Source organism: Streptomyces sp. YGL11-2 (assembly GCF_050054615.1).
GTDB lineage: Bacteria > Actinomycetota > Actinomycetes > Streptomycetales > Streptomycetaceae > Streptomyces.
In genome coordinates this window covers 232,283-257,820 of record NZ_JBNHIN010000007.1, presented here as the reverse complement: position 1 = coordinate 257,820, position 25,538 = coordinate 232,283, and the positions used below count along the sequence as shown (strand labels likewise).

Sequence of the window (25,538 nt, the reverse complement as noted above, 5' to 3'; positions counted from 1 at the left end):
TCGTCAACGTCCGGCGCGATGAATGAAGTTGTGCGAATCAGTGCGGTACGGCCGGTCTCGTGTCACCCTGGCGCAGACGCATGGCCATGCGTCGTCACTCACGCGTGATGCGCTGACGGCCTAGGGGGCTCGGATGCGTCCACTGAGTCCGATCGGGGACGGTCAGGGCCCCGGCGCTGCGAGCAGCCGGGGCCCTGCCTCCCCATGTCCCCCCGCCAAGACCCGGAGCCCCGAGCTCCCAGGGTCTTTCCCCACGGGCCCCCTTCCCGGTAGGGCCCGCCTCCCGGCAGATGTCTCCCCGTGGTGGGCGCGGCCAATCCCTGAGCAAGGTCACTCGAAAGTGGGGTATTGGGCGCGACAGCGGTCCGTTCGAATAGAGGTTCGATAGTGTGAGGCGTACGGGGCTGGCCAGGGGACGATTGGGGGTGCCAGGACAGATGGTGCGGCGTATCAACGTGACGGGGTCCGGCGGCGTGCGGCTCGCCGCCTGGGAGTTCACCGACCCGCCCAAGAGCGGTGGCGGGTCGGAGGGGAGCGAGCGCGGCCCGGGGGTGCTGCTGCTCCACGGTCTGATGGGGCGGGCGTCCCATTGGGCGGAGACCGCGCGCCGGCTGAGCGCGGGGCACCGCCCGGTCGCCCTGGACCAGCGCGGCCACGGCCGCAGCGAGAAGCCCGCCGAGGGCCCGTTCGACCGCGGGGCGTATGTCGACGACGCCATCGCCGCCGTTGAGCAGTTGGGACTGGCCCCGGTCGCCCTGGTCGGCCATGCCATGGGTGCGCTGACGGCGTGGCAGTTGGCGGCCCGGCGCCCCGATCTGGTCAGTGCGCTGGTGATCTGCGATATGCGCGCCTCGGCGCTGGGCGCGGCCTCGCAGCGGGAGTGGATGGAGTGGTTCCGCTCCTGGCCGGTGCCGTTCGCGACCCTCGCGGACGTTCGGCGGTGGTTCGGCGAGGACGACCCGATCCTGGAGCGGCCCCGGCCGGCCCGGGGGGAGTTCTTCGCCGAGGTGATGGCCGAGCGCGCCGACGGCTGGCGTCCGGTCTTCTCCCGCCGCCAGATGCTCAGCGCCCGCGAGACCTGGGTGCATGACGCGCACTGGGAGGAGCTCGCGCAGGTGCAGTGCCCCGCCCTCGTGGTGCGCGGCCTGGACGCCGAGCTGGGCCGCGCCGAGGCCCAGGAGATGGTCCGAGTCCTGCCGTGCGGGGAGTACGCCGAAATCCCCGACGCCGGGCATCTGCTGCCCTGGGAGCAGCCGGACGCCTGGTGTCGCGTGATCGAGCCGTTTCTGCGGACGGCGGCGGCCCGTTCCTGACCCGGCGGACCGGCCCCGGCCCGGCTGCGGCGCCCCGAAGGGCGCGGCCCGTGTGGCAGGGCTCCCCGGGGGCCCTGCCGCACAGGCGAGCGGTATCGGTAACCGCCGTACCGTCAGCCGGCGTTGTCGAACTTCCAGATGAGCGGGTGGGGGGCGCCCTCGTCGCCCCAGTGGACCACCAGGGCCTTGGCGCCCTTGGGGATCATGTAGGTCGTGCAGATGACGTGGCTCTGGCCGACCTTCCAGTTGTCGATGTCCACCGGGTCCTCGCAGCCGGGCAGCTTGTGCGGGGCGCCGATGAGCACGCCGCCGCGCTGGCCGTCCGCATAGATTTGCGCGCCGACGTCCGCCTTCGCCAGGCCCTTGATGACGCCGGGCCCCTTGTTCGTGTATTTCACGTACGCGGTGGCGGCGACCAGGCCCTTGGCGCCCTTCGGGTCCTGGACCATTTTCTGCGCCTCGGCCTCGGTTCCGACGTGAACCTTCTGCGCCGCTACCTCATAAGTGGCCTTTCCGGACTCTTCCTTGTACTGTCCGGTGCCGCTCTGGCCCGGCTTCAGCGCATTCCCGGCAGCCGGAGCGGTCGCGCTCTTATCCGACTTCGTCGCGGAATCGGCGGAACTCTTCTGCTGGTCCGGGCTCGGGCCGGCCGCGCCGTTCGAGGCGCCCTTGTGGCCGCCGCAGGCGGTCAGTGTCAGGGCCAGTACGGCAACGGGCGTGGCGGCGCGCAGCCATGCGGTCTTGGTGTGCAGCAAAACGTACCCCTAACCGGTGCTCTCCCCCGTTGCGCAGCACAGTTGCCCGGTGCCCGCGAACGGCTGTGTGAACGGAGCATGAGAGCGCCGTTCGCGCCATGCCGAAACGCAGAACCAGCAAGTCAGCTGGATTTTCAGGGGGATACACAGGGGGATTCGCCGCAATATTTGCGAAACACCCGCGGCGGTACGGATGTACCGCCGCCCAATTGTGCATGGATTCAGCAGTATTGCCGCAGGCGCGGCGCCGTAAAGGTAATTCCTCGCTAAAGACTGCGCCCGACTGCTCTCCAGCGACGCTCGCGCCGCCTCCCGACATGCCAGAGGATCGGCACGGTGAGCTGTCGCCGTCCGGGTGCGGGGAGTTGCGCCGGACGTCAGTCCAACGTCCGGGTGAAGTCGCCCCGTTGGACATGCGCGGCCAGCGAGTCCCCTGACAGCAGCGACCCGTAACCCGTCGCCGCCCAGAGACTCTTCTCGGCGGGCACCTCGAAGTACGGGACGAGGTGGCCATCCAGACGCTGCGTCAGTACCTCGGGCGCGCGGCGGGCTCGTACGGCGCGGAGGCAGGTGTCGCAGGCGGCGACCCGGAGCTGCTCGCGGCGGCCCAGGGGGCGCCAGGGTATGCGGCGCACGGCGGGGCCGTGCAGCGGATGGAAGAAGCACAGCGGGAGGGTGGCCGGAGCAGCGGAGAGCGCCGCGCGGCCCTCGGCGATCAGCGCGAACACGCCTGCCAGGTCCGTGACTCCGCGGGCGCGGTCCAGGACCGTGCCGGCCGCGGAGTAGGCGTCCAGGGCCCGCTCGACCCCCGCCGGATCGCCCTCGGCGGCGCGCGCCTCCTCGCCGAACCGCACCACCTCCTCGGTGGCCCGGTCGCGGAGCCCGTCCTCGTCCGCCTTGTGGGCGGCGGCGAAGACGGACCGCGGCATCGCGAACGGAGTGGCGAGATCGCGCAGCCGCGAGCGGCGCCGCAGCAGCAGCCAGGCCGCGGCCAGCACCAGCAGCGGACCGGCGACCAGGGCCACGATCCGTACCACCGGCGAACCGCCGTGCGCGGCGGGCTTCTTCGCCGTCCCGCCGCCCGACGACGTGCCGTAGCGGGCGGTGAGCCGGTCGTAGACCTCGTCGCCGTCGCCGGCCTTGATGATGTCTATCGCACGGGAGACGCGCTTCGTCAGCCCCGCGCCCTTCATGGCATCGTCGAAGAACACCGAGGCGGCGGCGCGCCCCGCCTGGTGGGCGTTGGAGGGCCACTCGTCGGCGGCGATGTCGTCCGGATAGCTCCCGGGCGTGATGAGGATGGCCGGCCCGCCGCCCATCCTGTCGTGCACCACCTGGGCGAGCTGCTCCGACTTGCCACCCCAGCTGTCGCCCTCGACCAGCGGCACCAGCACGACCTCGATCGGCAGACGGGTCTGCTGGATCTGGGTCACCAGCCTGCGCTGATCGTCCGGCCCGACCGCCGACGAGAGGGACGGGTCGACATAGACGGGAGAGGTGCGCAGCGCGTCGGCGATCTTCTGCCCGGGGCTCTCGGCGGCCGTCCCCGGCGCCGCGGCGCAGAACAGCAGCGCGACGGACGCGGCACCGACGGCGAGGGCGGACCGCAGCGGACGGCGGCAACGAGGGTCACTGGACACCGAAGTACTCCCGTACGTCGCGGGTGAGTTGATCTATTCGGGCGCCGTCGGCGAGCGTGGCCAACGGGCCCGGAAGGGTGGAGTACGGGGCGTAGCCCTGGCGCCCGTGTCCGTCGGAACCGCGCAGCCGCAGCACCGCACCGGGCTTCTCCCGGCACGCCGCGCACACCGGCAGCGACACCGGCCTGCCGCCGCCGGCCGGGCGCTTCTGCTCCCGCTCGGTGGCCGCACCGTGCAGCGGATTGCGGTGGCAGACGTACTCCGCGGCGGCCGGGTCCTGGACGGCGGCCCGGCCGACCCGCGCCAGCGTGATCGCACAGGCGAGCCCGACCGGAGTGGCATCGGCGTCGATCCGGCCGTCGCTGTCGCCGTCTATCAGCAGCGCGGCGGCATCCAGGCACTCCCACGCGCGGCGCCGGGACTCCTCCGCCATCGCGGTCGGTTCCAGGGCGGTGGTGAGGGCGGCGACCTCCTGCTGGGCCGTACGCCGCAACCACGCCGACGTGGGCTCCGCCGGCGCCTCGGACGGCACGCCGGAACCCGCCGGCCGGCGTAGCCCGGTCAGCCACCGGACGATCACCCACACCGCCACCACCAGACCGAAGAACAGCAGGGCGGCGAGGGAGCCGCTGAACAGCCCCGGAGCGAAGTCGCTGGTGAACAGTCCGGGCAGCTTCTGCGCAGCCACCGGATCGGCCGCCGGTGACGGCGCGTCCGGAGAGCCCGCGGTCGTGGACACCGGGGCCTTGTCGAGGTACGTGAGCAGCTTGCTCAGCCGCGGGCCGAGCGTCGAGCCGTCGCCCCCGCTGTACTGGAGGTCGTGCGGGCGGTCGAAGAGGTATGCGGCGTCTACGTGGGTGCCGTAGTTGACGATGTCGATGGAGCCGGACGTCGGGTTGGCGAACACGAAGAGGGCGTTGCGCCGCAGCCGGTCGTGCAGCGACTTCGCCAGCAGTTCGGTACGGCCGCCGGACTCGTCGTCCATGGACGTGGGCAGGGCGGTGACCAGCGTCGGGACATGTAGTGCGCCCAACTGGTCGCGCAGTAGGCTGCGTTGGGCAGTGTCGAGGGGGGACGGGCTCTCGGGGTCGACATAGAGCGGGTCGTGCCGCAGACCGTCGGCCACCCGGTCTGCGCGGGCCCGCATATCGGCGGCCGTGGGAACGGAGCCGTCGCCCGAGGTCGTGTCGTGGAACACCAGCGACGCGCCGAAGGCCAGCAGCCCGGCCAGCACCAGCGCACCCAGCCCGAGAGGGAACGACCGTTCAGGTGCGAACGACCGCTTGCCGGGGCCGGGGCCGGGGCGGGAGGCGGTGCGGCCGGGGCGACTGACGGCCTTGGGGGCGCCGGGTTTCCTACTGCTGGGTTTCGTGCTGATGGGTTTTGTGCCGATGGGTTTTGTGTGACTCGCCTTCGTATTGCCCGGTTTCGTGCTGCCGGTCGTGGCGGCGCCTGGTTTCGTAGCGCCGGCCTTGGCCCCACCGGCCTTCTTCGGCTCGCCCTCCTTGGCGAAACTCACCTTCGCGTCGGGCGACTTGGTGGTGGCGTTCTTCTTCCCGCGGTCGGAGCCGCCGGAACTGCCGGAGCCGCTGGAACTATTGGATCCACCGGGTCCGGTCGGACCGTCGGCGCGGCGGGCGCGGCGGCGACGCATCGCGTAGTTCGTGATCAGCAGCGCGGCGAGCGGTACTCCGGCGACCACGGTGCCGGTGAGAAAGCTCTGGTTCTGACGGTCGACCGAGTCGGTGTGCAACTTGGGCGGCTCGTGCGAGTTGTACGCCCCGCCGTATTCGTCCCGGCCCTGCTCGGCGCGCTGATGCGCCTGCCCCGAGGTGAGCACGTCGACGAAGCGCTGGAACGATTCGCGGGGCGTGGCGTCGTGAGGCATTTCGTACATGGTGGCCGTGCGGGCGTCGTCGGCGCCCGGCACGCTCACGCCGTACGCCTGGACGTTGTCCAAACCCAGCTCGGACAGGGAGACATACAGCCCCTTGCGCCCCAGCCGGTCGTGGACCTGGGCGAGCAGACCGGAATCCAGGCCGCCGACGGAGGTGTAGGGGAGGATGACCACGTACGTGGGAACGCCGAGCCGCCGGGCTTCCTTGGCGAAGGCGGGTGCCGTCGAACGTGGCACCACGCGGGGCAGTTCGTCGCTGATATAGACCGGATTGTCCCGAAGCTGCTCGGCGAGATACGCGGCCTGGGTCGGGGTGTCCGGCGCAACGGGCGCGGCGTGCACCGCCCCGGCGGCGAAGAGCACCGCCAACCAGCCCGTCACCAGCACGATTCCGGCGCGCAGCACCGCCCCCACCACCCCTCGTTCGTGTTGTCGCCACGACGCTACAGCTCCCGCACGCCGGCCGGTGAACCCTGTGGATAACTTCCCGGCAAAGCCCGTGAGCTGGGGGTTGGCGAGGCAGCGGCCGGGACGGGCGCTTCCCCCGCCCCCTCCCCCTCTCCCCCTTCGGGGGAGGGGGCGGGGGGTGGGTTCGGGGGTGGGGGGAGAGCCGTACCACGTACGGGGGTCAGGCAGATCAACAGCGCGAGGCTCAGGGAGAGGGCCAGCAGACCGGGCACGTCTGGTCGGCGGGTGGGCTGCGGGGTGTCCCGCGGGAAGCGGCGGGCGCCCAGGAGGAGGGCGGTCAGGCCGATCGGGACGTTGATGAGGAAGACCCAGCGCCAGCAGACCTGACCGAAGTTCCGGGACGCGGGCGGATGGGGTGCCGGCCGGGGCGGCCGGCCGACACCCCGAACCCCAGGGGCCTCAACCAAACTTGATGTCAGGGAGAACGAAGGACAACAAGCAGAACAAGGAAGAACAAGGAAGAACGAGGAGAGTAAGGAGAACGGGGAGAACGGGGAGAACGGGGAGAGCAAGGAAAACGAGGAGCGGGCGCCCGAGCGCCCGCAGCCTCACCCCTTGCTGACCGCCGCCAGGATCTCCGGGAGCCGGGCCACCACCCGGGGAGCGGCCAGGCGCAGCCCCAGGGCCGCGATGCCGAGCCCGTATACCGCGCCGGCCGGCAGCAGGACCCACAACAGGCTCTGCATGCCCGCTATATGGAGCCAGACGGTCAGCGCGATCAACGGGAGGCACAGCGCGGCGGCCGTCAGGAAGCCGCCGAAGAGGCTGATCCAGGCGATGCCGGCCTGGCCGGGCGCGACGTTCTTGTTGCCCTCCGAGGGGATCGAGTACGGGAAGAGCGCCGAGGCCATCGCTCCCGTGGCCAGCAGAGCGCCCAGGAGGGCCAGCGAGAGGCCGTAGACCTGCGGGAAGGCCGACCACGGGCCGACGAGGGCCGCGGTGCCGAGCACGACCAGGGTGACGTACGGGACGGCCACCAGCGCCAACGTCACCGCGCGGGCTCGCAGTTCCTGATGGGCGTCCCGCGCGCTGGAGATCGTCGAGGCCACCATCCAGAACGCCGAGGTGTCCTGCCCGAACTGGTTGTACATCATCATTCCGAGCAGCGCGGACGACGAGAAGGCGGTGTAGATGCTGCCGTTGCCCTGGACGGCCGAGATGATGGGGACCAGCAGGCCGAAGCCGAGCGCCGACGCCCAGGACATCTTCGACTTCGGGTCGCGCCAGGCGTAGCGCAGCGAACGCAGCATGACCGTGCCCGTACGGCCGCCGGGCAGCAGTCGCGCGAGGCCGCGCTCCCCGCTGCCGGAGCGGCGGGCGCCGTCCTTGTCCGCGGTCTGGAGCGTGGAGGAGTCCGGCGCCGTCATCAGGGTCGTCAGCATGCGCTGCCACCACCACAGGAGCAGGGCCAGGGCCGCCGCGGTCAGGGCGAGGCCGGCCGCCGCGCGCCCGTAGGCGGCGTGGCCGGCGTCGTCGACCGCGCTGATCGCGGAGGCGGGCGGCACCCAGCGCAGGACGTTGCGCAGCGGTTCCAGCATGGACAGGCCGTCCGGGCTGCCCAGCCGGCGGGCGGCGAGGTTGACGGCCTGGGCGCCGATCGCGATGAACAGGCCGCTGAGCACGGCGAGATCGCGGCCCCGGCGGCTGGTCAGCAGCCGCACCGAGGCGGTGGCGACGGCCCGCGCCAGGGTGACGCAGACCAGTACCACCAGGACGACGGCCAGTACGCCGACGGTCGCGCCCGCCGCGCCGTGCGCGACCGAGATGACCGAGCCGGTGACCAGCGTGAGCGTGAAGAGCGGGCCGATGCCGACCAGGGACGCCACCAGCAGCGAGCGGACCAGAGGGCGCGGTCGCAGCGGCAGCATGACCAGCCGGGTCGGGTCGAGGGTCTCGTCACCCGCGGGGAAGAACAGCGGCATCACCGCCCAGGCGAGGGTGAGGATCCCGGTGAGCAGGACGGTGAGCGCGCCGGCATGGGCGTTGCCGCGCAGCGCGATCAGCCCGACCACGAGACCGGCGGCGAACACCAGCGCGCCGACGAAGGAGATGACGTACGCGGCGGTGCGCCCGGCGGACTGGCGCAGGCCGTTGCGCAGCAGCGTCAGCTTGAGCCGTATGAAGACGGCGGTCGGTGACGCGGGGGCGGGGGCGGCTGCGGTGCTCATCGGGCGCCGCCGCCGAGCCAGTCGAGGTTCTTCCCGGCGCCGCGGTTCGCGCCGACCAGCTCCAGGAAGGCGTTCTGCAACGAGGGTGCGTCGCCGCGCACTTCGGCGATGGAACCCTGTGCCCGGATGCGCCCGGCGGCCATCACCGCGACCCAGTCACACAGGGACTCGACCAGCTCCATCACATGGCTGGAGAAGATCACCGTCGCCCCGGAGGAGGTGTAGCGCTCCAGGACGCCGCGGATGGTCTGCGCCGACACCGGGTCGACACCCTCGAACGGCTCGTCCAGGAAGAGGATTTCGGGGTTGTGCAGCAGCGCGGCGGCCAGCCCGATCTTCTTGCGCATACCCGTGGAGTAGTCCACGACGAGCTTGTGCTGCGCGCCGGACAGGTCGAGGACGTCGAGCAGCTGGTCGGCCCGCTTGTCCACCTCGCTCCCCGCAAGACCGCGCAACCTGCCTATGTAGCCGAGGAGTTCGCGTCCCGACAACCGCTCGAAGAGGCGCAGCCCCTCGGGCAGGACGCCGATCCGGGACTTCACGGCCACCGGGTCGCGCCAGACGTCGTGCCCGCCGATCTCGACCAGCCCGGCGTCCGGCCGCAGCAGGCCGGTCACCATGGACAGGGTGGTGGTCTTGCCCGCGCCGTTGGGGCCGACCAGACCGATGAAGTGGCCCGCCGGCAGCGTCAGATCGATGCCGTGGACGGCGGTCTGCTCGCCGAACTTCTTCCACAGGCCCTCGATGCGGACGGCGGGCGGGCCGCCTGCGGCGCTGCCCGGGGTCGTGACCGACCCGTCCCGTTCGTGCATTTCTTCCGGTTCGCTGGCCACGGCCTGCCCTTCGACGTCCCCGCGCAGGGGCCCGGTCGTGACCCCCGTCCGTGTCCACGATACGGGCAGGCGCCGACACCCCGACGGGGGCTGTGGATCAGCGGCTCCGGGCGGCCGCCGCGTCCCGCGCGCAGGCGTACGCCAGCGGGCTGATCAGCTCCTCCGCGTCGGGCAGCCAGCGGTTGCTGGCGGTGGGGCGGCGCGCCCACTGCACCGAGCCGTGCGGCCCCATGCGGGTCGGCGGGGCTGCGATGTACTCGCCCTCGCCGCGGCAGATCAGGTCCAGGGCGGCCGGCGCCCAGCCCAGGTTCCGCACCATGTCGGGCACCTTCGCCGCGGCGCCGGGCAGTACGAGGAAGAGCATCCGGCGATCGGGGGTGCGGGTCACCGGGCCGAGGGTCAGCCCCATCCGCTCCATACGGGCCAGCGCCAGGCACCCGGCGGTCTCGGGAACGTCGAGCGCCTCGAACGTCCGGCCCGTGGGCAGCAGGATCGACGCGTGCGGCTGCTTGCTCCACATCCGGCGGACGGCGGACGCGGTGCCGCTGGCCAGACCGGCCCAGCCGGGCGCGGTCGGATGGGCGCCGGGCGAGCTGCAACCGGCGGCGTCGCACGAGCAGCGCGGCCGCTCGCCGTCGTGCTCCAGCCATGCGCCGGGGAACACGTCCCAGTGGCGTTCTTCCGCGTAACGCACCGCAGTGTCGAGCAGCTGCTCGCCGCGCTGCTTGGGGATCTGCGAGGCTCCTGTGACTCCGATGGTCTCTTCCACGCAGAGGACAACTGCCCCTGTCACCAACGGTTACGGCCGAACGGGTGACAGCCCCGGCGCATCGTTCTCGCACGTGGGGCGCATGGATGCATCGATGGGGGCGCGTATGCGGCCGGGGGCCGGGGAGCGGGTAGCCACCTGCATGACGGGCGGAGAGGCCGCCCGGCGGCAGCCCGCGGGCAAAAGGGGAGCTCTGCGCCGCGGCGCCGCGACCGGTGCACGGACACCGCACGCCTTCCCCTCTCGTGGATCAGCGCTTCGCACCTCGGACTTCGGCCGTGGGACTTCGCTCGACGGCGCACGGGCTTCGTGCAATTCGCCTCGTATCCCGTGCATCCGCTGCAAAGCGCACGGCCCTGGTTCGTACCCCGCATATCCAGGATGTCTCGGATATCCGGGATATGTACGGGGAATTGATCGCGGGGAACGGCGTTCGCCGGTGAACGCGCAGCAGTAACAGCAGTACAGGGGGTACCACATGGCCGCCAGGCCACTCGTCGCGCGCCAGCCCAATGAGCGGCTGCAAGCGCTCATCCAGGAAGCCGCCTGCTCCAACGCGGGGCTGGCCCGTCGCGTCAACATGTGCGGCGCGGAGCACGGTCTCGATCTGCGCTACGACAAGACCTCCGTGGCCCGTTGGCTGCGCGGGCAACAGCCACGGGGCCGCGCCCCGGCCGTCATCGCGGAGGCACTCGGCCGCAAACTGGGACGTACGGTCACCATCGACGAGATTGGGATGGCCGACGGCAAGAACCTCGCGTCCGGGGTGGGGCTTCAGTTCTCGCCGACCGTCCTCGGGGCCATCGAGCAGGTCTGCGAGCTGTGGCGCAGCGACGTCGGGCGCCGGGACTTCCTCAGCGGCTCGACGGTCGCGGCCTCCGCGCTCGTGGAGCCCAGCCGGGACTGGCTGATCACCGGGGCGGACACCCAGGTCGCCCGCAACGCCGGTGCCAGAGTGGGCATTTCGGACGTCGCCGCGGTGCGTGCCATGACCACGGCGCTCAGTGAGCTCGACCACCGCTTCGGCGCCGGGCACGTCCGCCCGGTCGTCGTGCACTACCTCAACAGCGTCGTCTCCGGCCTGCTGGCGGGCTCGTATCGCGAGGCGGTCGGTCGGGAACTCTTCGCCGCCGTCGCGCGGTTGACGGAACTGGGCGGCTACATGGCCGTCGACACCGGCCAACCGGGCCTGGCGCAGCGCTACTACATCCAGGCGCTGCGGCTGGCGCAGGCGGCCGGCGACCGCGGCTACGGCGGCTATGTGCTCGCCGCCAGCATGAGTCATCTGGCCGCGTCGCTGGGTAATCCGCGGGAGATCGCACAGCTCGCGCGGGCCGCCCAGGAGGGCGCGCGGGGGCAGGTCACCCCCCGGGCGGAGGCGATGTTCTGCGCGGCCGAGGCTCGCGGGCACGCCCTGCTGGGCGACGGCCGGGCCTTCCAGACGGTGGCCGGCCGGGCGCTGTCCGCGATGGAGCGCGCCGAGGCGACCGCCGGCACGGGCGACGACCCGGACTGGATCGGGCACTTCGACCGGGCGTATCTGGCCGACGAACTGGCGCACTGCCACCGTGACTTGGGGCAGCCGGGACCCGCCGGGCAGCGGGCCAAGGAGGCGCTGGACGGCCATCCGACGGACCGCGCGCGGCGGCGGGCCATCGGGATGGTGCTGCTGGCCAGCGCCCAGGTGCAGCAGCGCGAGATCGAGCAGGCATGTCACACGGGCACGCAGGCGGTGGAGCTGCTGACCGGGCTGCGCTCGGACCGGGGCACGGAATATCTGGACGACTTCCAGCAGCGACTGGAGCCGTATCAGGACGAACCCGTCGTAAGGGAATTCGCCGCACGAATGGAGCTGCGCGCCGCGGCGGCGTGAGCAACGCCTCAGGAGCGCCGCGGAAGAGAGCGGAGACACGAGGAACAGGACAGAGAGGAGGAGGGGGCGCGAGGCGCGTTCGGCCCTCCGCTGCCGGGGCGGACCGGGATTCCGGCCCGCCCCGTATGCGGACGGCGCGCCCGGGCGGCGCCCGTGGGGGCCGAGGGGGTGGTGACCTGGACACATGGTCGAATGTCGCTGCGAACCGGTAGCGTGCAGCCGACGATCCCGTAGGTCTGCACGATGGTAGGAGTCCCGGTGACGCAGAGCGGACAGGGTCACGACCCGCAGAATCCTGCGGCCGGCCCGGCCAGAGAGGGCGTAGTGCTGCCCGCGAGCGGCGGCGACGGATGGGCGCCCGACCAGCAGGCCGCGCCGCCGGCCGGACAGCCGTGGGGCCAGCCCTGGGGCCCCGGCCAGCAGCCGCCCGCGCAGCAACCGGGATACGAGCAGGGGCAGCCGCAGCCGTACGGGCAGGCGCCGGGTCACGGCTTCCCCTCCGCCCCGTCCCCGGGACTGCACCCGGCCGCCCCGGCGCCGGCCCCGCTCCCGGAGGCGCAGCAGCAGCCCGCCGCCTCCCTGCCGCCGCAGAACCAGGGCTTCCCGCAGGGGCAGCAGTCGCTGCCGCCCATGCCGAGCGCGCCGCCCGCGACGCCGCCGCAGGCGCCCGGGCAGCAGGCCCCGGCGCCCGCCGCCCAGCACGCCGGCGCGCCGCTGCCGCCCGCCGCCGCGGACGCCGAGGCGACCGCCCTCATACCCTTCGGCGCGCAGGACTCGCAGCAGGCGTTCGCCGACCAGGGCGCGCCCGGCGCTCCCGCGGCCCCGTTCGGCGCCCTGCCGCCCGAGAGCGGACCGCCCGCCGCCCAGTCCCCGGCCCAGCAGTACCCGCAGCATCCGGACCCGTTCGGGCCGCGGGCCGCGGACCCGTCGGCCGCCTCCGGTGAGCTGGTCCGCGCGACCCGGCAGACCGGTGCGCCGCTGCCGCCCGCCGCCAACGAGGCGACCACCGTCCTTCCCCCCGTCACCGGCGGCCCCTCCGGTGCTGCCGCGCTGCCGCCCGAGGCGGCCGGCGAGTCCACCCAGCTGCTGCGGCCGGTCCGGCAGAACCAGCGCCCGGCGCAGGGGCAGCCGCTGCCGCAGTTCCAGCCGATGCCCGGCGCGGCGCCAACGGACGCTGCCGAAGCCACCCAGCTGCTCCCGCCGGTCGGCGGCGGCATGCCCGCCCCGCAGCCCGGTGCCGCCCCGTACGCCGCCGCTCCCGGTGCCCCCGGCGCCCGCGTGACGCCCGCCGAGTTCGAGGGCCTGTTCCGCGCCGAGCCGGCCGCGCCGGGCGCCGTCCCCGCGTCGGACTCCACCGCGCAGCTGCCGCGCTTCGAGGACCCCGGCCGCCCGGCGTACGGCCAACAGGGGGGTTACGGGCAGCAGTTCCCGCCCGGTGGCGGCCTCGACCAGCCCGCCGCCTACGAGGACGGTGGCGGCCGGGGACGTGGCAAGCTCCCCCCTGCCGTGATCATCGGCGTGATCGTCGTGGCGCTCGCGGGCGCCGGACTCGGCCTCGGCTGGGCGCTCAGCGGCAGCGGCGGCGACGACCCCGGCAAGAAGCAGGACCCCGGCACGAGCACCGCCAAGTCGGCGAAGGACAACGGGTCCAAGGCGACCGGCGACCCGGCCGAGGCCCAGGCCAAGGGGCTGGACGCGCTCCTCGGTGACAGCAACAACAGCCGCTCCTCGGTGATCGGCGCGGTGCAGAACATCAAGAGCTGCACGAATCTCGACGGTGCGGCCAAGGACCTGCGGTCCGCCGCCGGCCAGCGCAACGACCTGGTCACCCGCCTCCAGCAGCTCCCCGTCGACAAGATCCCGAACAGCGCCCAGCTGACCGCCGCGCTCACCAAGGCATGGCAGTCCTCGGCCGCCGCGGACAACCACTACGCGGCCTGGGCCGACGAGGCGGCCGGCAAGAAGGGCTGCGACGACGGCCACCCCAAGGGCGGCAAGGAAGCCGGGCAGGGCAACGCGGCCAGCGGCGACGCGACCAAGGCCAAGCAGGAGGCGGCGGGCATCTGGAACCCGATCGCCCAGAAGTACGGCCTGACGCAGCATCAGCCCGAGCAGCTGTGAACCACCGTACGGACGGGGCGGCTTAGGGGTCGCCCGGCCGGATGGAACCGCCCGGCCGGATGGAACCGCCCGCCCCGGTGGGCCCGTCCGGCCGACTGTCAGGCGCCGTCGTCCGTGCGCCGCCGCTCCAGCGTCAAGGTGACGTTCACGAAGCCGTCCTGGGCCGCGACCAGTTCGCCGTTGCGGACGACCTGATACGTCACCATGCCGTTGACGATGCGCGGGTAGTCCGTGACGGCCAGCATGTCGTCGTTGCGCCAGCGCAGCTTCGGCGTGAGACCGCCGGTGTCGATGGCGCGGTCGCCGCGGTCCAGAGTGGTCTGGAGGGCGTGCCCGGTGATGTCCTCGACGCCCGCCTCGTCGAGCTGCCGGATCACCGCGCTCAGCACCGTGTAGGCGATCCAGGTCGTCTGGACGCCCTGGTCGGCCGGGTCGATGCGGCTGTCGTCGAAGGCTTCCTCGTTGATGACCCGGCGCATCGGCAGCCAGCGCGGATCGCCGGCGACCGGGTACCAGCCGGTGATGTCCGCGCCCTCCAGTGGGCCGGAGGCGCCGCCCGTGCGGTTCACCGTCGACTGGTCGACGCTGCCCAGTACGGATGCCACCCGCACCTTCGGGCTCTGCTCCTGGAGCCGCCGGAAGGAGTCGAAGAAGGTGTCCGTGTGGTCGCCCAGGGAGGCGGAGACACAGGAACCGGTCGCCTCGCCGCCCGCGTCGGCCGTCCCGTAGACGGCCGGGTCCGCGCCCACCGCCTTCAGGGCGGCGGTCACCTGGGGCGAGTAGTCGGTGCCGTCCTCGGGCGCCTTGACGTCCTTGGCCGGGGCGCGGCTGCCGCTCTGCAGCCCGGCGTCCAGCAGCGACGGCATCTGGTCGCCCTGGATGCTGTCCGGGCGGACCAGCGCCACCCGCTTGCAGTCGCCGGCCAACTGGCGCCCGTTCCCGGCCAGTAGGGCGGCCTGGCCGCCGTTGATCGGATACGAGAGCGGGCTGGCGAACTCCTCGTCGGAGGCGCCGTACCCGCCGATGAACGGGATGCCCGCGACCTCCAGCGGGGACATGAACGAGCGGCCGTACTGGCTGTACGAGCCGACGACCGCCACCGCCCCCGCGTCCACCGCGCGCTGGGCGCACCGGGTGGCCTGCGCCGAGTCGTTGTGCTCGTTGCAGGTGAGGACCTTTAAGGGGTGGCCGGCTATCCCGCCGTGCGAGTTGACCCAGCGGGCGTACGCCTCCGCCATGCCCGGCATGCCCGGCATGTTGGTCGTCTTGGTGCCCTCGGGGGCCCAGGTCATCACCGTGACCGGCTCCTTGTCCCCGGAGCCCCCTCCGAGGACGGAGCCGCAGCCCGAGAGCAGCGACCCGACGACCGCCGTGCACACCGCTGCGGAGGCGACCGCGGAGGTGTGGGGGAAGGGGCGGGGGGAGGGGCGTCGCCGACCGGTCATGACTCGGCAGCCTGCCGCTTTGCCCGGAACGTGCGAGTGACGTCCGGGTAACGGGCAGTGACGGAGAGGTGAACTCCGGGGGGCCGCTTGAGATCATTGGGGCGGAACGTACGATCGAATGCTGTGCAAGGTTCGGAGAAGTCTTCCCGTCGCGGGCACCGCTCGACCACCATGGGCGGTATGCCACTCACTGACATGCCGTGGTGGCGCTGGCGCAGCAATGTGCGCTCCGCGCTGCACATGCTCTCCGACCCCGTCTTCCAGCAGCAGACCTGGCTGCCCGGTCGGCCCGGGTACGGAGACGTCACCGACGCCGTCTACCGGCTCGTCGAGGACACCTGGCTGGACAACTGGTCCGCCGACAAGTACGTCGGCACGATCTTCCGCGATGCCCAGGAGGCGCAGCTGGTCGACGCCGCCGTGCTGCGGGTGCTGCGGATCATGCACCAGGTGGGGGCCGACGCCCCGGTCACCGCGTACATGGAGCACCCCGGCTGGCCCGACGCCGTACGGGCCGCCCGCGAGGCGCATGTGCACCTGGCGGTGGCGGACGGCGAGAATCCGGACACCGTCCCGCACTCCCTCGAAGCGCTGGCCCTCATGACCGGCGCTCTTCAGGCCCCGGCGTGACCGCGCTCAGGACGCCCCGGTCCGGCCGGGTCCGCGGATATGCGACCCTATGAGGTCATGAGCGAGTCGCAGCCCACCCAGCCCGGTCAGCACGATCGAAACGACCAGTACGTCCTCACCCTGTCCTGCCCGGACAAGCAGGGGATCGTGCACGCCGTGTCCAGCTATCTCTTCATCACCGGCTGCAACATCGAGGACAGCCAGCAGTTCGGCGACCGGGACACCGGGCTGTTCTTCATGCGGGTCCACTTCAGCGCGGAGTCGCCGGTCACCGTCGACAAGCTGCGGGCCAGCTTCGCGGCGGTCGGCGACTCCTTCGCGATGGACTGGCAGATCCACCGGGCCGACGAGAAGATGCGGGTCGTCCTGTTGGTGTCCAAGTTCGGGCACTGCCTGAACGACCTGCTGTTCCGCTCCCGGATCGGCGCGCTGCCGGTCGAGATCGCGGCCGTGGTCTCCAACCACACCGACTTCGCCGAGCTGGTCGGCTCGTACGACGTCCCCTTCCACCACATCCCGGTCACCCGCGACACCAAGCCGGCGGCCGAGGCACAGCTCCTGGAGCTGGTGCGCAAGGAGGGCGTCGAGCTGGTCGTGCTCGCCCGCTACATGCAGGTCCTCTCCGACGACCTCTGCAAGGCCCTGTCCGGCCGCATCATCAACATCCACCACTCCTTCCTCCCGAGCTTCAAGGGCGCCCGCCCCTACCACCAGGCGCACGCCCGCGGGGTCAAGCTCATCGGGGCCACCGCGCACTACGTCACCGCGGACCTCGACGAGGGCCCGATCATCGAGCAGGAGGTCGAGCGCGTCGGCCACGAGGTCACGCCGGACCAGCTCGTGGCGATCGGCCGGGACGTCGAGTGCCAGGCGCTGGCGCGCGCCGTGAAGTGGCACAGCGAGCGGCGCGTGCTGCTCAACGGNCCACGAGGTCACGCCGGACCAGCTCGTGGCGATCGGCCGGGACGTCGAGTGCCAGGCGCTGGCGCGCGCCGTGAAGTGGCACAGCGAGCGGCGCGTGCTGCTCAACGGAAGCCGCACGGTCGTCTTCGCCTGACGCACCCCCTCGCGACGGCGCGGCCCGTCCCCAGGCCCGGGAACACCCGGCCAGGGGACGGGCCGCGCCACGTGTGGACCGCGGCCGGCCGCTCAGAGGCGGGACAGCGCCGCCGTCGCGAACAGCACGTCGCGGATCGCCTCGCGCTCGCCGTCCTGTCCCACCGCGGTCTCCTCGGGGGAGATGTGCCCGGCGGCCAGCTGGCAGAACTCGTCGCTGTCCAGGGCGATATGGGCGACGGTGCACTCCGGCGAACCCAGCGCCGCCGGGGAGTCCAGGGCTATGTACCAGTGGCCGCCGCCGTTGCCCTCGACCTCCAGATGGAGCGTGCGGCCCGGGGCGCCGGCCGCCACCAGCCCCTGCGCCGGCGCCGCGAGCCCGGCCCGCCGGCGGTCGGCCAGCGTGACCGGCAGCAGCCGGGCGGCGAGGTCCACCAGCAGGTGCAGATGCCCGGCGGCCGGCGGCTCGTACGGATAGTCCACCGCCTCCGCGATGTCCCCGGCGTGCACCCAGCACTCGAAGGCGCGGTCCAGGAAGGAGTCGCGCAGGGCGAGGCTGAACCTGCCGTAGGGCACGTTCAGTTCGGCGGCGCCGCCGCCGGCGAAGGAGACCGTTCTTATCAGGGCCTGGCTCTGCTCGCGCCACGGATCGTGGACGCCGAGCGGGCCCGTCTCCTCGCCCGCGCTGCGCCAGTACGCCTCGGTGCGGCGCCGCGGGCTCGGGGTGTCCGGCGGGGCCGCGGCGCCCAGCGGATCGGGCAGTCCGAGGGCCGTCGCGACCAGCCCGTCCACCGCCATCAGATGCCCGATGACCCCGCCGACCGTGGTCTCGCGCTCGACCGGCCGCTCACCGTCGAACCAGCGCAGCCGCACCGGCGCCCGCCACTCCGACTCGCCCATGTCCCGCAGCAGCGCGTCCAGTTTGGCGGTCTCCGCGTCGTACGGTGTCGCCCACTCGGGCACCGGAATGCGCGCCGGACGGCGGCCCAGGCAGCCCTCCAGCACCCGCGAGCGCAGCAGCGGATCGAGATCGAGGCTGTCCGCGGGGTGCAGCAGCCCCACCGCGTCGCGCAGCCGCAGCGCCTCCTCCGCGCAGGCGGCGCAGTCGGTCAGATGCCCCTCGACCGCGGCCGTCTCCTCCGGCGAGCAGGCGGCCAGTGCCCAGGCGCCGAGCAGCGACTTGAGCACCTTGTGCGGCGGGGCGCTGCCCGGAGCAGGGAGGGGCGGGTGGTGGTGCGGGTCCCGGTCGTCGTCGGTCACGGGGTCGTCATCGCTCTCGTACTCCGGATCGACGTCGTGGGGCGGGGCGGGGTCCGGCTCCGGGGCGGCACCGGGGTCCGGGGCGGGGTGGGGCTCCGGCAGTCCGTGCGGCAGGCCCGTGGTGGCGTCGCCGAGCATCTCGGCGAACGACGCGGGCGGGCCCGGCGGGGTGTCCGGCAGCGGGCCGCGGTCCTCCGCGGCGGGCCGCGGTGACGGTATCCGCGGCCGTTCACCGTGCTCTTCGGGGTGCTCCCGGTCGTCCCACTCGTCCGGGCCCCTCACAGCGACCGCCCAGGGCCCGGACCGGGCGGTGAGTACGGGCCGTGCGAGGGGCGGGCGGGATGCGCCCCCCGGGAGGCGGGGCGGCCGAGCGGGACCGCCGGCAGGGCCTGGTGGTTGTGCGCGGTGGACAGCAGCTGGAGGCCCAGGCGGAGCCGGCGCCGCGCCTCGTCCTCCGTGACGCCCAGGTCGGCGGCGGTCTGGCGGTAGTCCCGGCGCTGGAAGTACGCGAGCTCCAGGGCGTCCCGGAGCGGGGCGGGCATGGACGTGACGATGTAGTCGGCGCGGGCGGCGGTGGAGGCTTCGTGGATCTTCCGCTCCATCTCGGCGGGCGCCGGGGCGTCCTCGCCGCAGTCGCGTGCCGAGGCGGCCTCCGTCTGGCGCAGCCGCTGGACGGCCTGCTGGCGGGTGACCCCGGCCACCCAGGAGCGCAGCGAGCCCTGCTTGGGGTCGTAGGCGTCCGGGTGCTCCCAGATATAGCCGAACACCTCGCGGGTGATGCGGTCGGCGGCGTCCCCGTCGTCCAGGACGCGGTGGGCGAGGCTGTGCACGAGCGAGGCGAAGCGGTCGTAGAGCTCACCGAGCGCGGCCGCCTCGCCGCGGGCCAGCCGCTGCTGCATCCGCCTGTCCCAGCGCGGTGGTGCGTCGTGTCCCATGGGACCCCCATCCCTGCCCGTCGCGGCCGGGCTCACACCTCGGCCGCCGCCTTTCACCGTGACCTGTTGCGTCACTCCCGCTCACTCTCGTACCCGCCAGGGGCCCTCCGCGCACGATCGACCGTGCCCCACCCGAACCGGCGAGCCGCCGACCCCGTCAGCCTGTCCGGCGGCCGCCGGACCCCGTCCGTCCGCCGAATACGGTGCGTACGCACGCCGTGACACCGCATCGTGACACCGAATGTAGTGCGCGGATCCGACACCGCATGCGCCTTTGCGGCAAAGCCCGCCCGCAAGGGCGATGCGGATGGTAAGGGCGTGATGACGGTGTGGTGGTGATTCTCGATCGCCCGCAACCGAACCGAGACGGGATCCGATGGAAGCCGGTTGAAACGGAATGATGCGGACTGTTTGTGCGCGTTTCAACCCATGTGTTATGCGTGTGTGACCGGTTCCGGGCGAAAACCCGTCGCCCCGTGGGCATAGCCTTATGAGGGAACGGCCTGCCGCGCCAAGGATCCGGAAGAGTTTCGGGGGAGAGAGGCCGGGCAGTCGAGCCGGGGAAGGGTGGGTTCCGAGTGCAACGGGGGCGCATCCGGTCCGAAAGCGAGCGAAAGGCTTCGAGCGCGTGTCGTTGAAGGTGGCAGAGGACGAGAAGGGCCCCTGGGCCGTACTCCAGGTCTCCGGCGAGATGGACCTGGTCACGTCGCCTGCGGTGCGCCAGCATGTGCACGACGCGGTGGCCGACGGCCGGCGGTCCCTCGTGCTCGATCTCTCCGAGGTCCGGTTCTGTGATTCCAGCGGTGTCGGCGTGCTGATCGCCGCCCGCCGCCTGATGCGCTCCTGTCAGGGGCGGCTGCGGCTGATCCTGCCCGCCCAGGGGGCCGTCGACGGCTCCCACGTCAACCGCGTCCTCGCCGCGCTCGGCGTCCGCCGGCTCTTCGAGGTCTACCCCGACCTGCGCACCGCGGTCGACGAGACCGCGGCACCGCTGTCCGCCTGAGGGCCGCCCGGCTGTCCGCCTGAGGGCCGCCCGCGCCGCGGCCCCGGAAGGCCCCGCGGCCCCCTCGCCTTGGCCGTCACCCTCTCCCGTACGGGAGTTGTGCCCGTACGACGAAGCCGCCGTCGGACGTGGGGCGCGCCTCCAGCGTCCCGCCCAGGCTCTGCGCGCGCTCCCGCAGCCCCACCAGGCCGTGGCCGCCCCCGGGCAGCGCGGGCGCCGTCGCGGTGGCGTCCGGCGGCCCGTTGCGGATCTCCACCAGCAGCCCCGCTTCCGCCCCCTGCGCCGCGTCCGCCGGCCCCACCGCGTCGATCCGGACCCGCACCCGGGCCCCGGGCGCGTGCTTGCGGACATTGGTCAGCGCCTCCTGGACGGTGCGGTACGCGGCCCGCTCCACCGTCCCCGCGCCGCTGGGCCGGCCCGCCCCCGCCACGGCACCGCCCTCGTACGTGACGTCCAGCGCGCTCATCTCGATCAGTCGCGGCAGCTCGTCCAGGTTCGGCTGCGGCGCCAGCCCGCGCGCCTCCTGCGTGTCGCCGCCGGCCGCCCGCAGGACGCCGACCATGTGCCGCAGCTCCTCCAGCGTCCGGATCGACAGCTCGCGGATGGTCCGCGCGCCCGTACGGGCCACCTCGTCCGCCGTGCTGACCTGCACGGCGCCCGCCTGGAGGCTGATCAGGCTGACCTGATGGGCCACCACGTCGTGCATCTCGCGGGCGAGCCGGGCGCGTTCGGTGGCCTTCACCCGCTCCGCCAGCAGCCGGTCCTCGCGGCGCATGCTGCGGGTCAACTCCTCTATACGGGAGGCCAGTTCGCGGCGGGTGCGGACGAGCAGGCCGAGCGCGATCGGCGCTGCGGAGGAGACCGTCGCGTCGATCAGGACCTGGGTGTTCTCGCGGTACGCGGTCGGTTCGAAGTCGGAGATCGGGTACGGGAGGAAGTGCGCGGCGATCAGCAGCAGCGCGCAGCCGACGAGCCGCACGCGGCCGGGCCGGCGCACGGCGAGGGTGTAGAGGGCGATCATCGGCGCGAACCAGATGTAGCCGATGTACAGGCCCGGCAGGGTGACCAGGAACACCGGCAGCGGCCAGCGCCGGCGCAGCAGCAGCGCCGCCGCGGCGGTCACCGAGACACCCAGTTCCAGGGCCATCCCCAGCCCGTTGACCAGCAGTGCGTCGGCGATCGAGAGCAGCACCGGCACGACGACCGGGCCGATCCGGAGCAGCCACCGGGCCACCCGGCCGCGGGCGAGCGCCCGCACGCGGTCCCGCAGGCCCCGCCCGCCGCGTATCCGGGACGCACCGTCCCCGGAACTCACCACGCCCCCCGCGGATCCCCCGCCACCAGCCCCGCGCGGTCGGCGACGACGGCCGCCTGGATGCGGTTGATCCCGCCCAACTTGCCCAGCAGCGCGCGCACATGGTCCTTGACGGTGCTCGGCGCCAGCCCCATCCGGTCCGCGATCTGCGCATTGCCCAGCCCCTCGCCGAGCAGCGCCAGCACCTGCGACTCCCGCGGCGTCAGCCCGCTGACCGCACGGGCCGCCGCGGCCTGGTCCTCGGCCGTCAGATAGCCGCCGATCACCGCCCGGGTCACCCCCGGGTCCAGCACACTGCCGCCCGCCGCCAGCGTCCGCACCGCCCGCACCAGCTGCTCCGGATCCGAGTCCTTCAGCAGGAAGCCGGCCGCGCCCTCGCGCAGCGCCGCCGTCAGGTACTCCTGCGCGTCGAAGGTCGTCAGCATCGCCACCGCGGGCGGGTCGGGGGCGGCGCGCAGCCGGCGCAGCACGGTCAGCCCGTCCACGTCCGGCATCCGGATGTCGAGCAGGACCACTTCCGCGCCGCAGCGCAGCACCGTCTCCACGGCCTCCGCTCCACCGCAGTCCGCGACCATCTCGATGTCCGGGGCGGTCCCCAGAATCATTCGCAGTCCGGACCTGACGAGCCGCTCGTCATCCACCACAGCGACACGGATCACCGGCCGCCCCTTTCTCCTCCGCACCCATCCGAGCCCCCGGAACCGCCCGGCGCTGCGCGACTCCGTCCCCCTGCCGACGGGTCCCCCTCACGACGGCCCCGCACCCCCGCCGACCGGCGGGGGTGATCCCGCGACCTGTGGAGGATGCCGCGGGGAGCACCCGCGGGCAGAGTGGTTCTCATGCTGCACCACTGAAGAGGCCACAAGCCCAGGACGCGTTGCAGCTCACATCGACGGCCGCCGCGGCCCCCACACGCGGCGGCCGTTCCCGGCGTGCGGGGGCGGCCCGGAGGGGGACCTCTCCCGCACGGCCACGGGGGCTCAGGAGGCCCGGTGGCCGCCGTCTCCGCCGCCGTCCTCGTCCTCGGCGTCCGCCAGCCGCTCCCCTCGGCTCTCCGCGACGCGTACGGCGTCGTGCAGTGCCGTGCTGAGCTGCGCCGACAGGAACCGCAGCTGCCGCGCGTCGGCCGCCGGATCGTCGATCATCGCCCGCGCGTGCGCCAGCAGCCCGGCCCCCATCCGCAGTTGCAGTGCCTCGACCTCGTCGGCACGGCGGGAGACGAACCCGCCGCCCGCGCGGTCGGTGAGCAGATAGCAGCGCTGGCCGTCGGGCCCGCTCCAGGGGAGCAGGCGGGGGGTGCACGGCGTGGGCATGGGCGGCCTCCATCTACGTACTCGACAGGCCGGCAACGCTAGGCAGCCAGGCCCGGCGCGAACAGTGACGCCCGGTGCCACTTCACGCGGGCACTAGGACGCCATGTCCTGGTTGCGCCCGGAGCTGAACCGACCCACGTGCTACGCGTGCAGGTCGAGCCGGTCGGCGAGCTCCGCGAGGGGGGAGGCGCGGCGCCGTTCCCGGCCGCGGAGGTCGGCCACGAGACGGAGGCTTGTGGAGTGGTAGCGCATCCACTCCGGGGCCGTGCGCTCTGCGGTGAGCAGTGCCGTTACCGCGGCGTCGTCCTTGTCCAGGTCCGCGTAGGCCAGGGCGCGGTCGACATGGAACCGCGCGCGCCACGTCGGAGGCAGCGTGTGCAGCTCGGGTACCGTGCGCGCGGCGCGCAGGGCCGCGGCGCTCTCCTCCATCTCCACCAGGAAGTTGACCTTGGCCACGCCTGCGTTGGTCGGGCCGAACGGTGTCGCGTAGTCGAGCCGGTCCACGCTGATCCTGGCCGCTGCTGCGGTGGCTATGGCGAGCAGTTCGTGCACCGTGTCCCGTCGTTCCAGGCGGACGGCCGCGGTGGCCGCGCGGAGCAGCAGGATTCCCCACAGCGCCAACTCGACCGGCGGGGAGCGAAAGCCCGGCTCGATGCGCTCCGCCGCCTTCAGCGCGACGCGTTCGGCGTCGGCCAGCCGTCCCTGCTTCGTCAGGACCCAGGCGAGGCTGGAGAAGCCGACGGTCTCCAGGTGCGGGTCGTCCCCTTTGGCTGCTGCCGCCATCGCCCGTTCGAGGGCCGTGAACGCGGCGTCTTCCTTGCCCAGCGCCGTCAGGGTCGTCGCGGCGACCTGATACGCCTCGGCCAGTACCGACTGCGCCGCAGCCGCCTCGCTGCCCGTGGCGGCGTGGGCCACCGCCTTGGCGTCCTTGATCAACTGCGGTAGCAGCGCGCCGATTTCCGCCATCCGCCCCTCCCGGCGGATGCGTTCCGTCGACCGCAGCGCATCCTGCAACGCCGCGATGCCCGGCGGGTCCTCGGGGTCCGGTTCCTCACCCAGCAGCTCGGACACCGGGGAGACGGCCTGACGCAGCGCCAGGACGGATGGCTGGTCCCCCTCGCCGCGCACCTCGAACGTGGCGGGCTTGCCGACGAGCGCGGAGGGCTCCACGTCCAGAGCCTTGGCCAGCGCGTTGAGCGTGCTCAGCCGAGCCGTCTGCCGTACGCCCTGTTCGAGCTTGCGCACGATGTCGACGGACAACCCGGCCCGCTCGGCAAGCCCTTCCTGCGTCAGCTTGCGCCGTGAGCGCAAGCGGGCGATGCGGTCCCCGATGCCGGGTTCCTCGTGGAACAACTCCATGGCCACCCCCGCGAGACGGACGTACCGTCCACGCTACGCCTGCGCGGCGTGGGGGAACGAGTCACTCGGTGGTGGGAGGCGCGGCCTCGCCGTACGCCTCCGGGGCGCCGAACCCCCGTCCCGTGGCCAGGACGACGACCGAGGTCATGGCGGCCAGGCCGTAGGCGGTCGCGGTCATGGAGAGGGCGCCCTCGGGGGTTTCGAAGGACTGGTTGAAGAAGTCCGTCACGGTCAGCCAGACGACCGTGCGGACGGTGAGGTAGAGCTGCATCGCGGCGAAGACGAGGAGTGCGCCGCGCACGTCGCGGCGGGCGCGGAAGGCCAGCACGCCGAGGACGAGGAGGACGACCACCGAGCCCACGGTGGTGAATTCGCTGGACGCGGCCACGTTGAGGGTGCCGGGGACCGAGCCGTCGACGACACCGCGGAGGTAGCGGGCGGTGTCCATCTCGGGCGTCGTCAGGTTGCTTACGGTCAGGGCGAGGCGGGCCAGGCCCATGAGGAGGAAGAGGACGCCGCAGATGCGCGAGAGGCGGCGGGGGCGCCCCCTGGACGGCGGCGCGGCTCGGTGGCCGGCCCGCCACTGCTCCGTCGCGGGGAACATGGCGGCCAGTACGGTCACCGCGACCACCAGGCCCAGCACCCGGGTCGCCAGCGCCCAGCCGCCCAGGGGATCGGTGCCGTACCGGTCGCGGTAGGCGGCGTCGAAGAGACCGACGCCCTCGCGTACGGAGAGGGCGAGGAGCAGGAACCCGCACAGGAGGGCGGCGGTGCGGGCCAGGCGGCGGTGGGTGAGCGCGAGGGCGGCGGTCGCGAGGAGGGCGGCGGTGCACGCCCATTCCCAGGGGCCGACCAGTTGGGAGGCGGGGGAGGCGCCGGGGTTGAAGAGGCCCTCGATGAAGTCCCGGACCGTGCCGTCCCCTTGGATGATGCCGTAGACGGTCCAGCCGATCAGGGCGGTCGCGTAGAGGGACAGGAAGAGGGCGGTGGTGTGGTAGGCACCGTGGTGCTCCGGCGCGGCGCGGGCCGGGTCGGGGCCCGGACGGACGTCCAGCGCTGCGCCGTCCTGCATCGCCATGGCCGATCCCCGTTTCCGTGCTGCCTGTTGCCGTGCCGCGGTGTCCGCCGCCTCACTTTGTCAAGGACGGCCGGAGGGGCGGGGGAGGTTCCACCCCGTGTGTCGTGAGTTGATCATGGCGTATCGGGAGGCGGTCGGGTAAGGGCGGGGGCGGGTCGGGCTGCCGGGTCCGTGCACCGCGTGCGGCGGGCCGCCGCCGCTGCCGGGGCGCGGTTGCCACGGCGGACCGTGGCGCGCGGCCCGCCGGGTGGCGACAGTGGATCATGGCGGGCGCAGGTCAGGCGGGCCTTGCGGCGAACCCGGGGTA

The 25,538-nt window shown here is 73.0% G+C and carries 19 protein-coding genes and 2 pseudogenes; 7 read left to right on the top strand and 14 right to left on the bottom strand.

Annotated elements, in window-relative coordinates; all coding sequences use genetic code 11:
- Positions 1–437 precede the first annotated feature (437 nt).
- A complete protein-coding gene (locus ACO1BR_RS11435) occupies positions 438–1,313 on the top strand; it encodes an alpha/beta fold hydrolase (RefSeq protein WP_426794922.1) in 876 nt (291 codons plus the stop codon).
- A gap of 113 nt (positions 1,314–1,426) precedes the next feature.
- Here ACO1BR_RS11435 and ACO1BR_RS11430 read toward each other — a convergent pair whose 3' ends face one another.
- The 6 genes from ACO1BR_RS11430 to ACO1BR_RS11405 all read right to left on the bottom strand — a co-directional run bounded on the left by ACO1BR_RS11430 (position 1,427) and on the right by ACO1BR_RS11405 (position 9,843).
- On the bottom strand, positions 1,427–2,068 hold the full coding sequence (locus ACO1BR_RS11430) for a hypothetical protein (protein WP_426794921.1): 642 nt from the start codon (positions 2,066–2,068) through the stop codon (positions 1,427–1,429).
- Between the two features lie 377 nt (positions 2,069–2,445).
- Entirely contained in the window at positions 2,446–3,708 is a 1,263-nt protein-coding gene (locus tag ACO1BR_RS11425; RefSeq protein WP_426794920.1) for a hypothetical protein, read from the bottom strand.
- Positions 3,698–6,010, bottom strand: coding sequence for a hypothetical protein (locus tag ACO1BR_RS11420; protein ID WP_426794919.1), 2,313 nt, complete (start codon positions 6,008–6,010; stop codon positions 3,698–3,700). Before ACO1BR_RS11420 ends, ACO1BR_RS11425 begins: the two co-directional genes overlap by 11 nt.
- 611 nt (positions 6,011–6,621) lie before the next feature.
- Positions 6,622–8,241 carry a transporter gene (locus ACO1BR_RS11415; protein WP_426794918.1) on the bottom strand — a complete coding sequence of 540 codons (1,620 nt, stop codon included), beginning with the start codon at positions 8,239–8,241 and terminating at the stop codon, positions 6,622–6,624.
- Complete coding sequence (locus ACO1BR_RS11410) at positions 8,238–9,053, bottom strand: ABC transporter ATP-binding protein (RefSeq protein ID WP_426794937.1); 816 nt, start codon at positions 9,051–9,053, stop codon at positions 8,238–8,240. Before ACO1BR_RS11410 ends, ACO1BR_RS11415 begins: the two co-directional genes overlap by 4 nt.
- Before the next feature lie 118 nt (positions 9,054–9,171).
- Positions 9,172–9,843: a bifunctional DNA primase/polymerase gene (locus tag ACO1BR_RS11405; protein WP_426794917.1), complete on the bottom strand. Its 672-nt coding sequence runs from the start codon at positions 9,841–9,843 to the stop codon at positions 9,172–9,174.
- A 478-nt stretch (positions 9,844–10,321) separates the two neighbouring features.
- Here ACO1BR_RS11405 and ACO1BR_RS11400 point away from each other — a divergent pair, with 478 nt between their 5' ends.
- The gene (locus ACO1BR_RS11400; protein WP_426794916.1) at positions 10,322–11,716 is read left to right on the top strand and encodes a transcriptional regulator; all 1,395 of its coding nucleotides are present in this window, start codon (positions 10,322–10,324) and stop codon (positions 11,714–11,716) included.
- Between the two features lie 258 nt (positions 11,717–11,974).
- Positions 11,975–13,837: a hypothetical protein gene (locus tag ACO1BR_RS11395; RefSeq protein WP_426794915.1), complete on the top strand. Its 1,863-nt coding sequence runs from the start codon at positions 11,975–11,977 to the stop codon at positions 13,835–13,837.
- 98 nt (positions 13,838–13,935) lie between these two features.
- On the opposite strand, the gene ACO1BR_RS11390 is transcribed toward ACO1BR_RS11395, so the two are convergent.
- Complete coding sequence (locus tag ACO1BR_RS11390; protein ID WP_426794914.1) at positions 13,936–15,282, bottom strand: ABC transporter substrate-binding protein; 1,347 nt, start codon at positions 15,280–15,282, stop codon at positions 13,936–13,938.
- Positions 15,283–15,453: 171 nt separating this feature from the next.
- Here ACO1BR_RS11390 and ACO1BR_RS11385 point away from each other — a divergent pair, with 171 nt between their 5' ends.
- The 3 genes and pseudogenes from ACO1BR_RS11385 to purU (ACO1BR_RS11375) all read left to right on the top strand — a co-directional run.
- The gene (locus ACO1BR_RS11385; RefSeq protein WP_426794936.1) at positions 15,454–15,912 is read left to right on the top strand and encodes an SCO4402 family protein; all 459 of its coding nucleotides are present in this window, start codon (positions 15,454–15,456) and stop codon (positions 15,910–15,912) included.
- A 57-nt stretch (positions 15,913–15,969) separates the two neighbouring features.
- Positions 15,970–16,842, top strand: a pseudogene (gene purU, locus ACO1BR_RS11380) (formyltetrahydrofolate deformylase); the annotation flags it as partial.
- Positions 16,838–16,969, top strand: a pseudogene (gene purU / locus ACO1BR_RS11375) (formyltetrahydrofolate deformylase); the annotation flags it as partial. The pseudogenes purU (ACO1BR_RS11380) and purU (ACO1BR_RS11375), both read left to right, overlap by 5 nt.
- A 92-nt stretch (positions 16,970–17,061) precedes the next feature.
- Here purU (ACO1BR_RS11375) and ACO1BR_RS11370 read toward each other — a convergent pair.
- Complete coding sequence (locus ACO1BR_RS11370) at positions 17,062–18,510, bottom strand: zf-HC2 domain-containing protein (protein ID WP_426794913.1); 1,449 nt, start codon at positions 18,508–18,510, stop codon at positions 17,062–17,064.
- On the bottom strand, positions 18,507–19,163 hold the full coding sequence (locus ACO1BR_RS11365; protein ID WP_426794912.1) for a sigma-70 family RNA polymerase sigma factor: 657 nt from the start codon (positions 19,161–19,163) through the stop codon (positions 18,507–18,509). The genes ACO1BR_RS11370 and ACO1BR_RS11365 overlap by 4 nt, the downstream gene beginning before the upstream one ends.
- Before the next feature lie 628 nt (positions 19,164–19,791).
- Between ACO1BR_RS11365 and ACO1BR_RS11360 the strand changes: the two genes are divergently transcribed.
- Positions 19,792–20,166: an STAS domain-containing protein gene (locus tag ACO1BR_RS11360; RefSeq protein WP_159508500.1), complete on the top strand. Its 375-nt coding sequence runs from the start codon at positions 19,792–19,794 to the stop codon at positions 20,164–20,166.
- Between the two features lie 76 nt (positions 20,167–20,242).
- On the opposite strand, the gene ACO1BR_RS11355 is transcribed toward ACO1BR_RS11360, so the two are convergent.
- From ACO1BR_RS11355 to ACO1BR_RS11335, 5 genes are all read right to left on the bottom strand, one after another.
- Positions 20,243–21,388, bottom strand: a complete 1,146-nt coding sequence (locus ACO1BR_RS11355) for a sensor histidine kinase (RefSeq protein ID WP_426794935.1) — start codon at positions 21,386–21,388, stop codon at positions 20,243–20,245.
- 89 nt (positions 21,389–21,477) lie between these two features.
- A complete protein-coding gene (locus ACO1BR_RS11350; protein ID WP_426794911.1) occupies positions 21,478–22,140 on the bottom strand; it encodes a response regulator in 663 nt (220 codons plus the stop codon).
- A 321-nt stretch (positions 22,141–22,461) separates the two neighbouring features.
- Entirely contained in the window at positions 22,462–22,794 is a 333-nt protein-coding gene (locus ACO1BR_RS11345; RefSeq protein WP_426794910.1) for a hypothetical protein, read from the bottom strand.
- Positions 22,795–22,935: 141 nt separating this feature from the next.
- On the bottom strand, positions 22,936–24,153 hold the full coding sequence (locus tag ACO1BR_RS11340) for a helix-turn-helix domain-containing protein (protein WP_426794909.1): 1,218 nt from the start codon (positions 24,151–24,153) through the stop codon (positions 22,936–22,938).
- A gap of 61 nt (positions 24,154–24,214) precedes the next feature.
- Complete coding sequence (locus tag ACO1BR_RS11335) at positions 24,215–25,231, bottom strand: hypothetical protein (protein WP_426794908.1); 1,017 nt, start codon at positions 25,229–25,231, stop codon at positions 24,215–24,217.
- Between the last annotated feature and the right edge of the window lie 307 nt (positions 25,232–25,538).

Excerpts from the sequence above, each read along its gene's own strand:
- ACO1BR_RS11340 (WP_426794909.1), bottom strand. The coding sequence starts at position 24,153 with ATGGAGTTGTTCCACGAGGAACCCGGCATCGGGGACCGCATCGCCCGC.
- ACO1BR_RS11435 (WP_426794922.1), top strand. The coding sequence starts at position 438 with ATGGTGCGGCGTATCAACGTGACGGGGTCCGGCGGCGTGCGGCTCGCC.
- ACO1BR_RS11335 (WP_426794908.1), bottom strand. The coding sequence starts at position 25,231 with ATGGCGATGCAGGACGGCGCAGCGCTGGACGTCCGTCCGGGCCCCGAC.
- ACO1BR_RS11400 (WP_426794916.1), top strand. The coding sequence starts at position 10,322 with ATGGCCGCCAGGCCACTCGTCGCGCGCCAGCCCAATGAGCGGCTGCAA.
- ACO1BR_RS11415 (WP_426794918.1), bottom strand. The coding sequence starts at position 8,241 with ATGAGCACCGCAGCCGCCCCCGCCCCCGCGTCACCGACCGCCGTCTTC.
- ACO1BR_RS11345 (WP_426794910.1), bottom strand. The coding sequence starts at position 22,794 with ATGCCCACGCCGTGCACCCCCCGCCTGCTCCCCTGGAGCGGGCCCGAC.
- ACO1BR_RS11410 (WP_426794937.1), bottom strand. The coding sequence starts at position 9,053 with ATGCACGAACGGGACGGGTCGGTCACGACCCCGGGCAGCGCCGCAGGC.
- ACO1BR_RS11365 (WP_426794912.1), bottom strand. The coding sequence starts at position 19,163 with ATGGGACACGACGCACCACCGCGCTGGGACAGGCGGATGCAGCAGCGG.
- ACO1BR_RS11385 (WP_426794936.1), top strand. The coding sequence starts at position 15,454 with ATGGGCGGTATGCCACTCACTGACATGCCGTGGTGGCGCTGGCGCAGC.
- ACO1BR_RS11390 (WP_426794914.1), bottom strand. The coding sequence starts at position 15,282 with ATGACCGGTCGGCGACGCCCCTCCCCCCGCCCCTTCCCCCACACCTCC.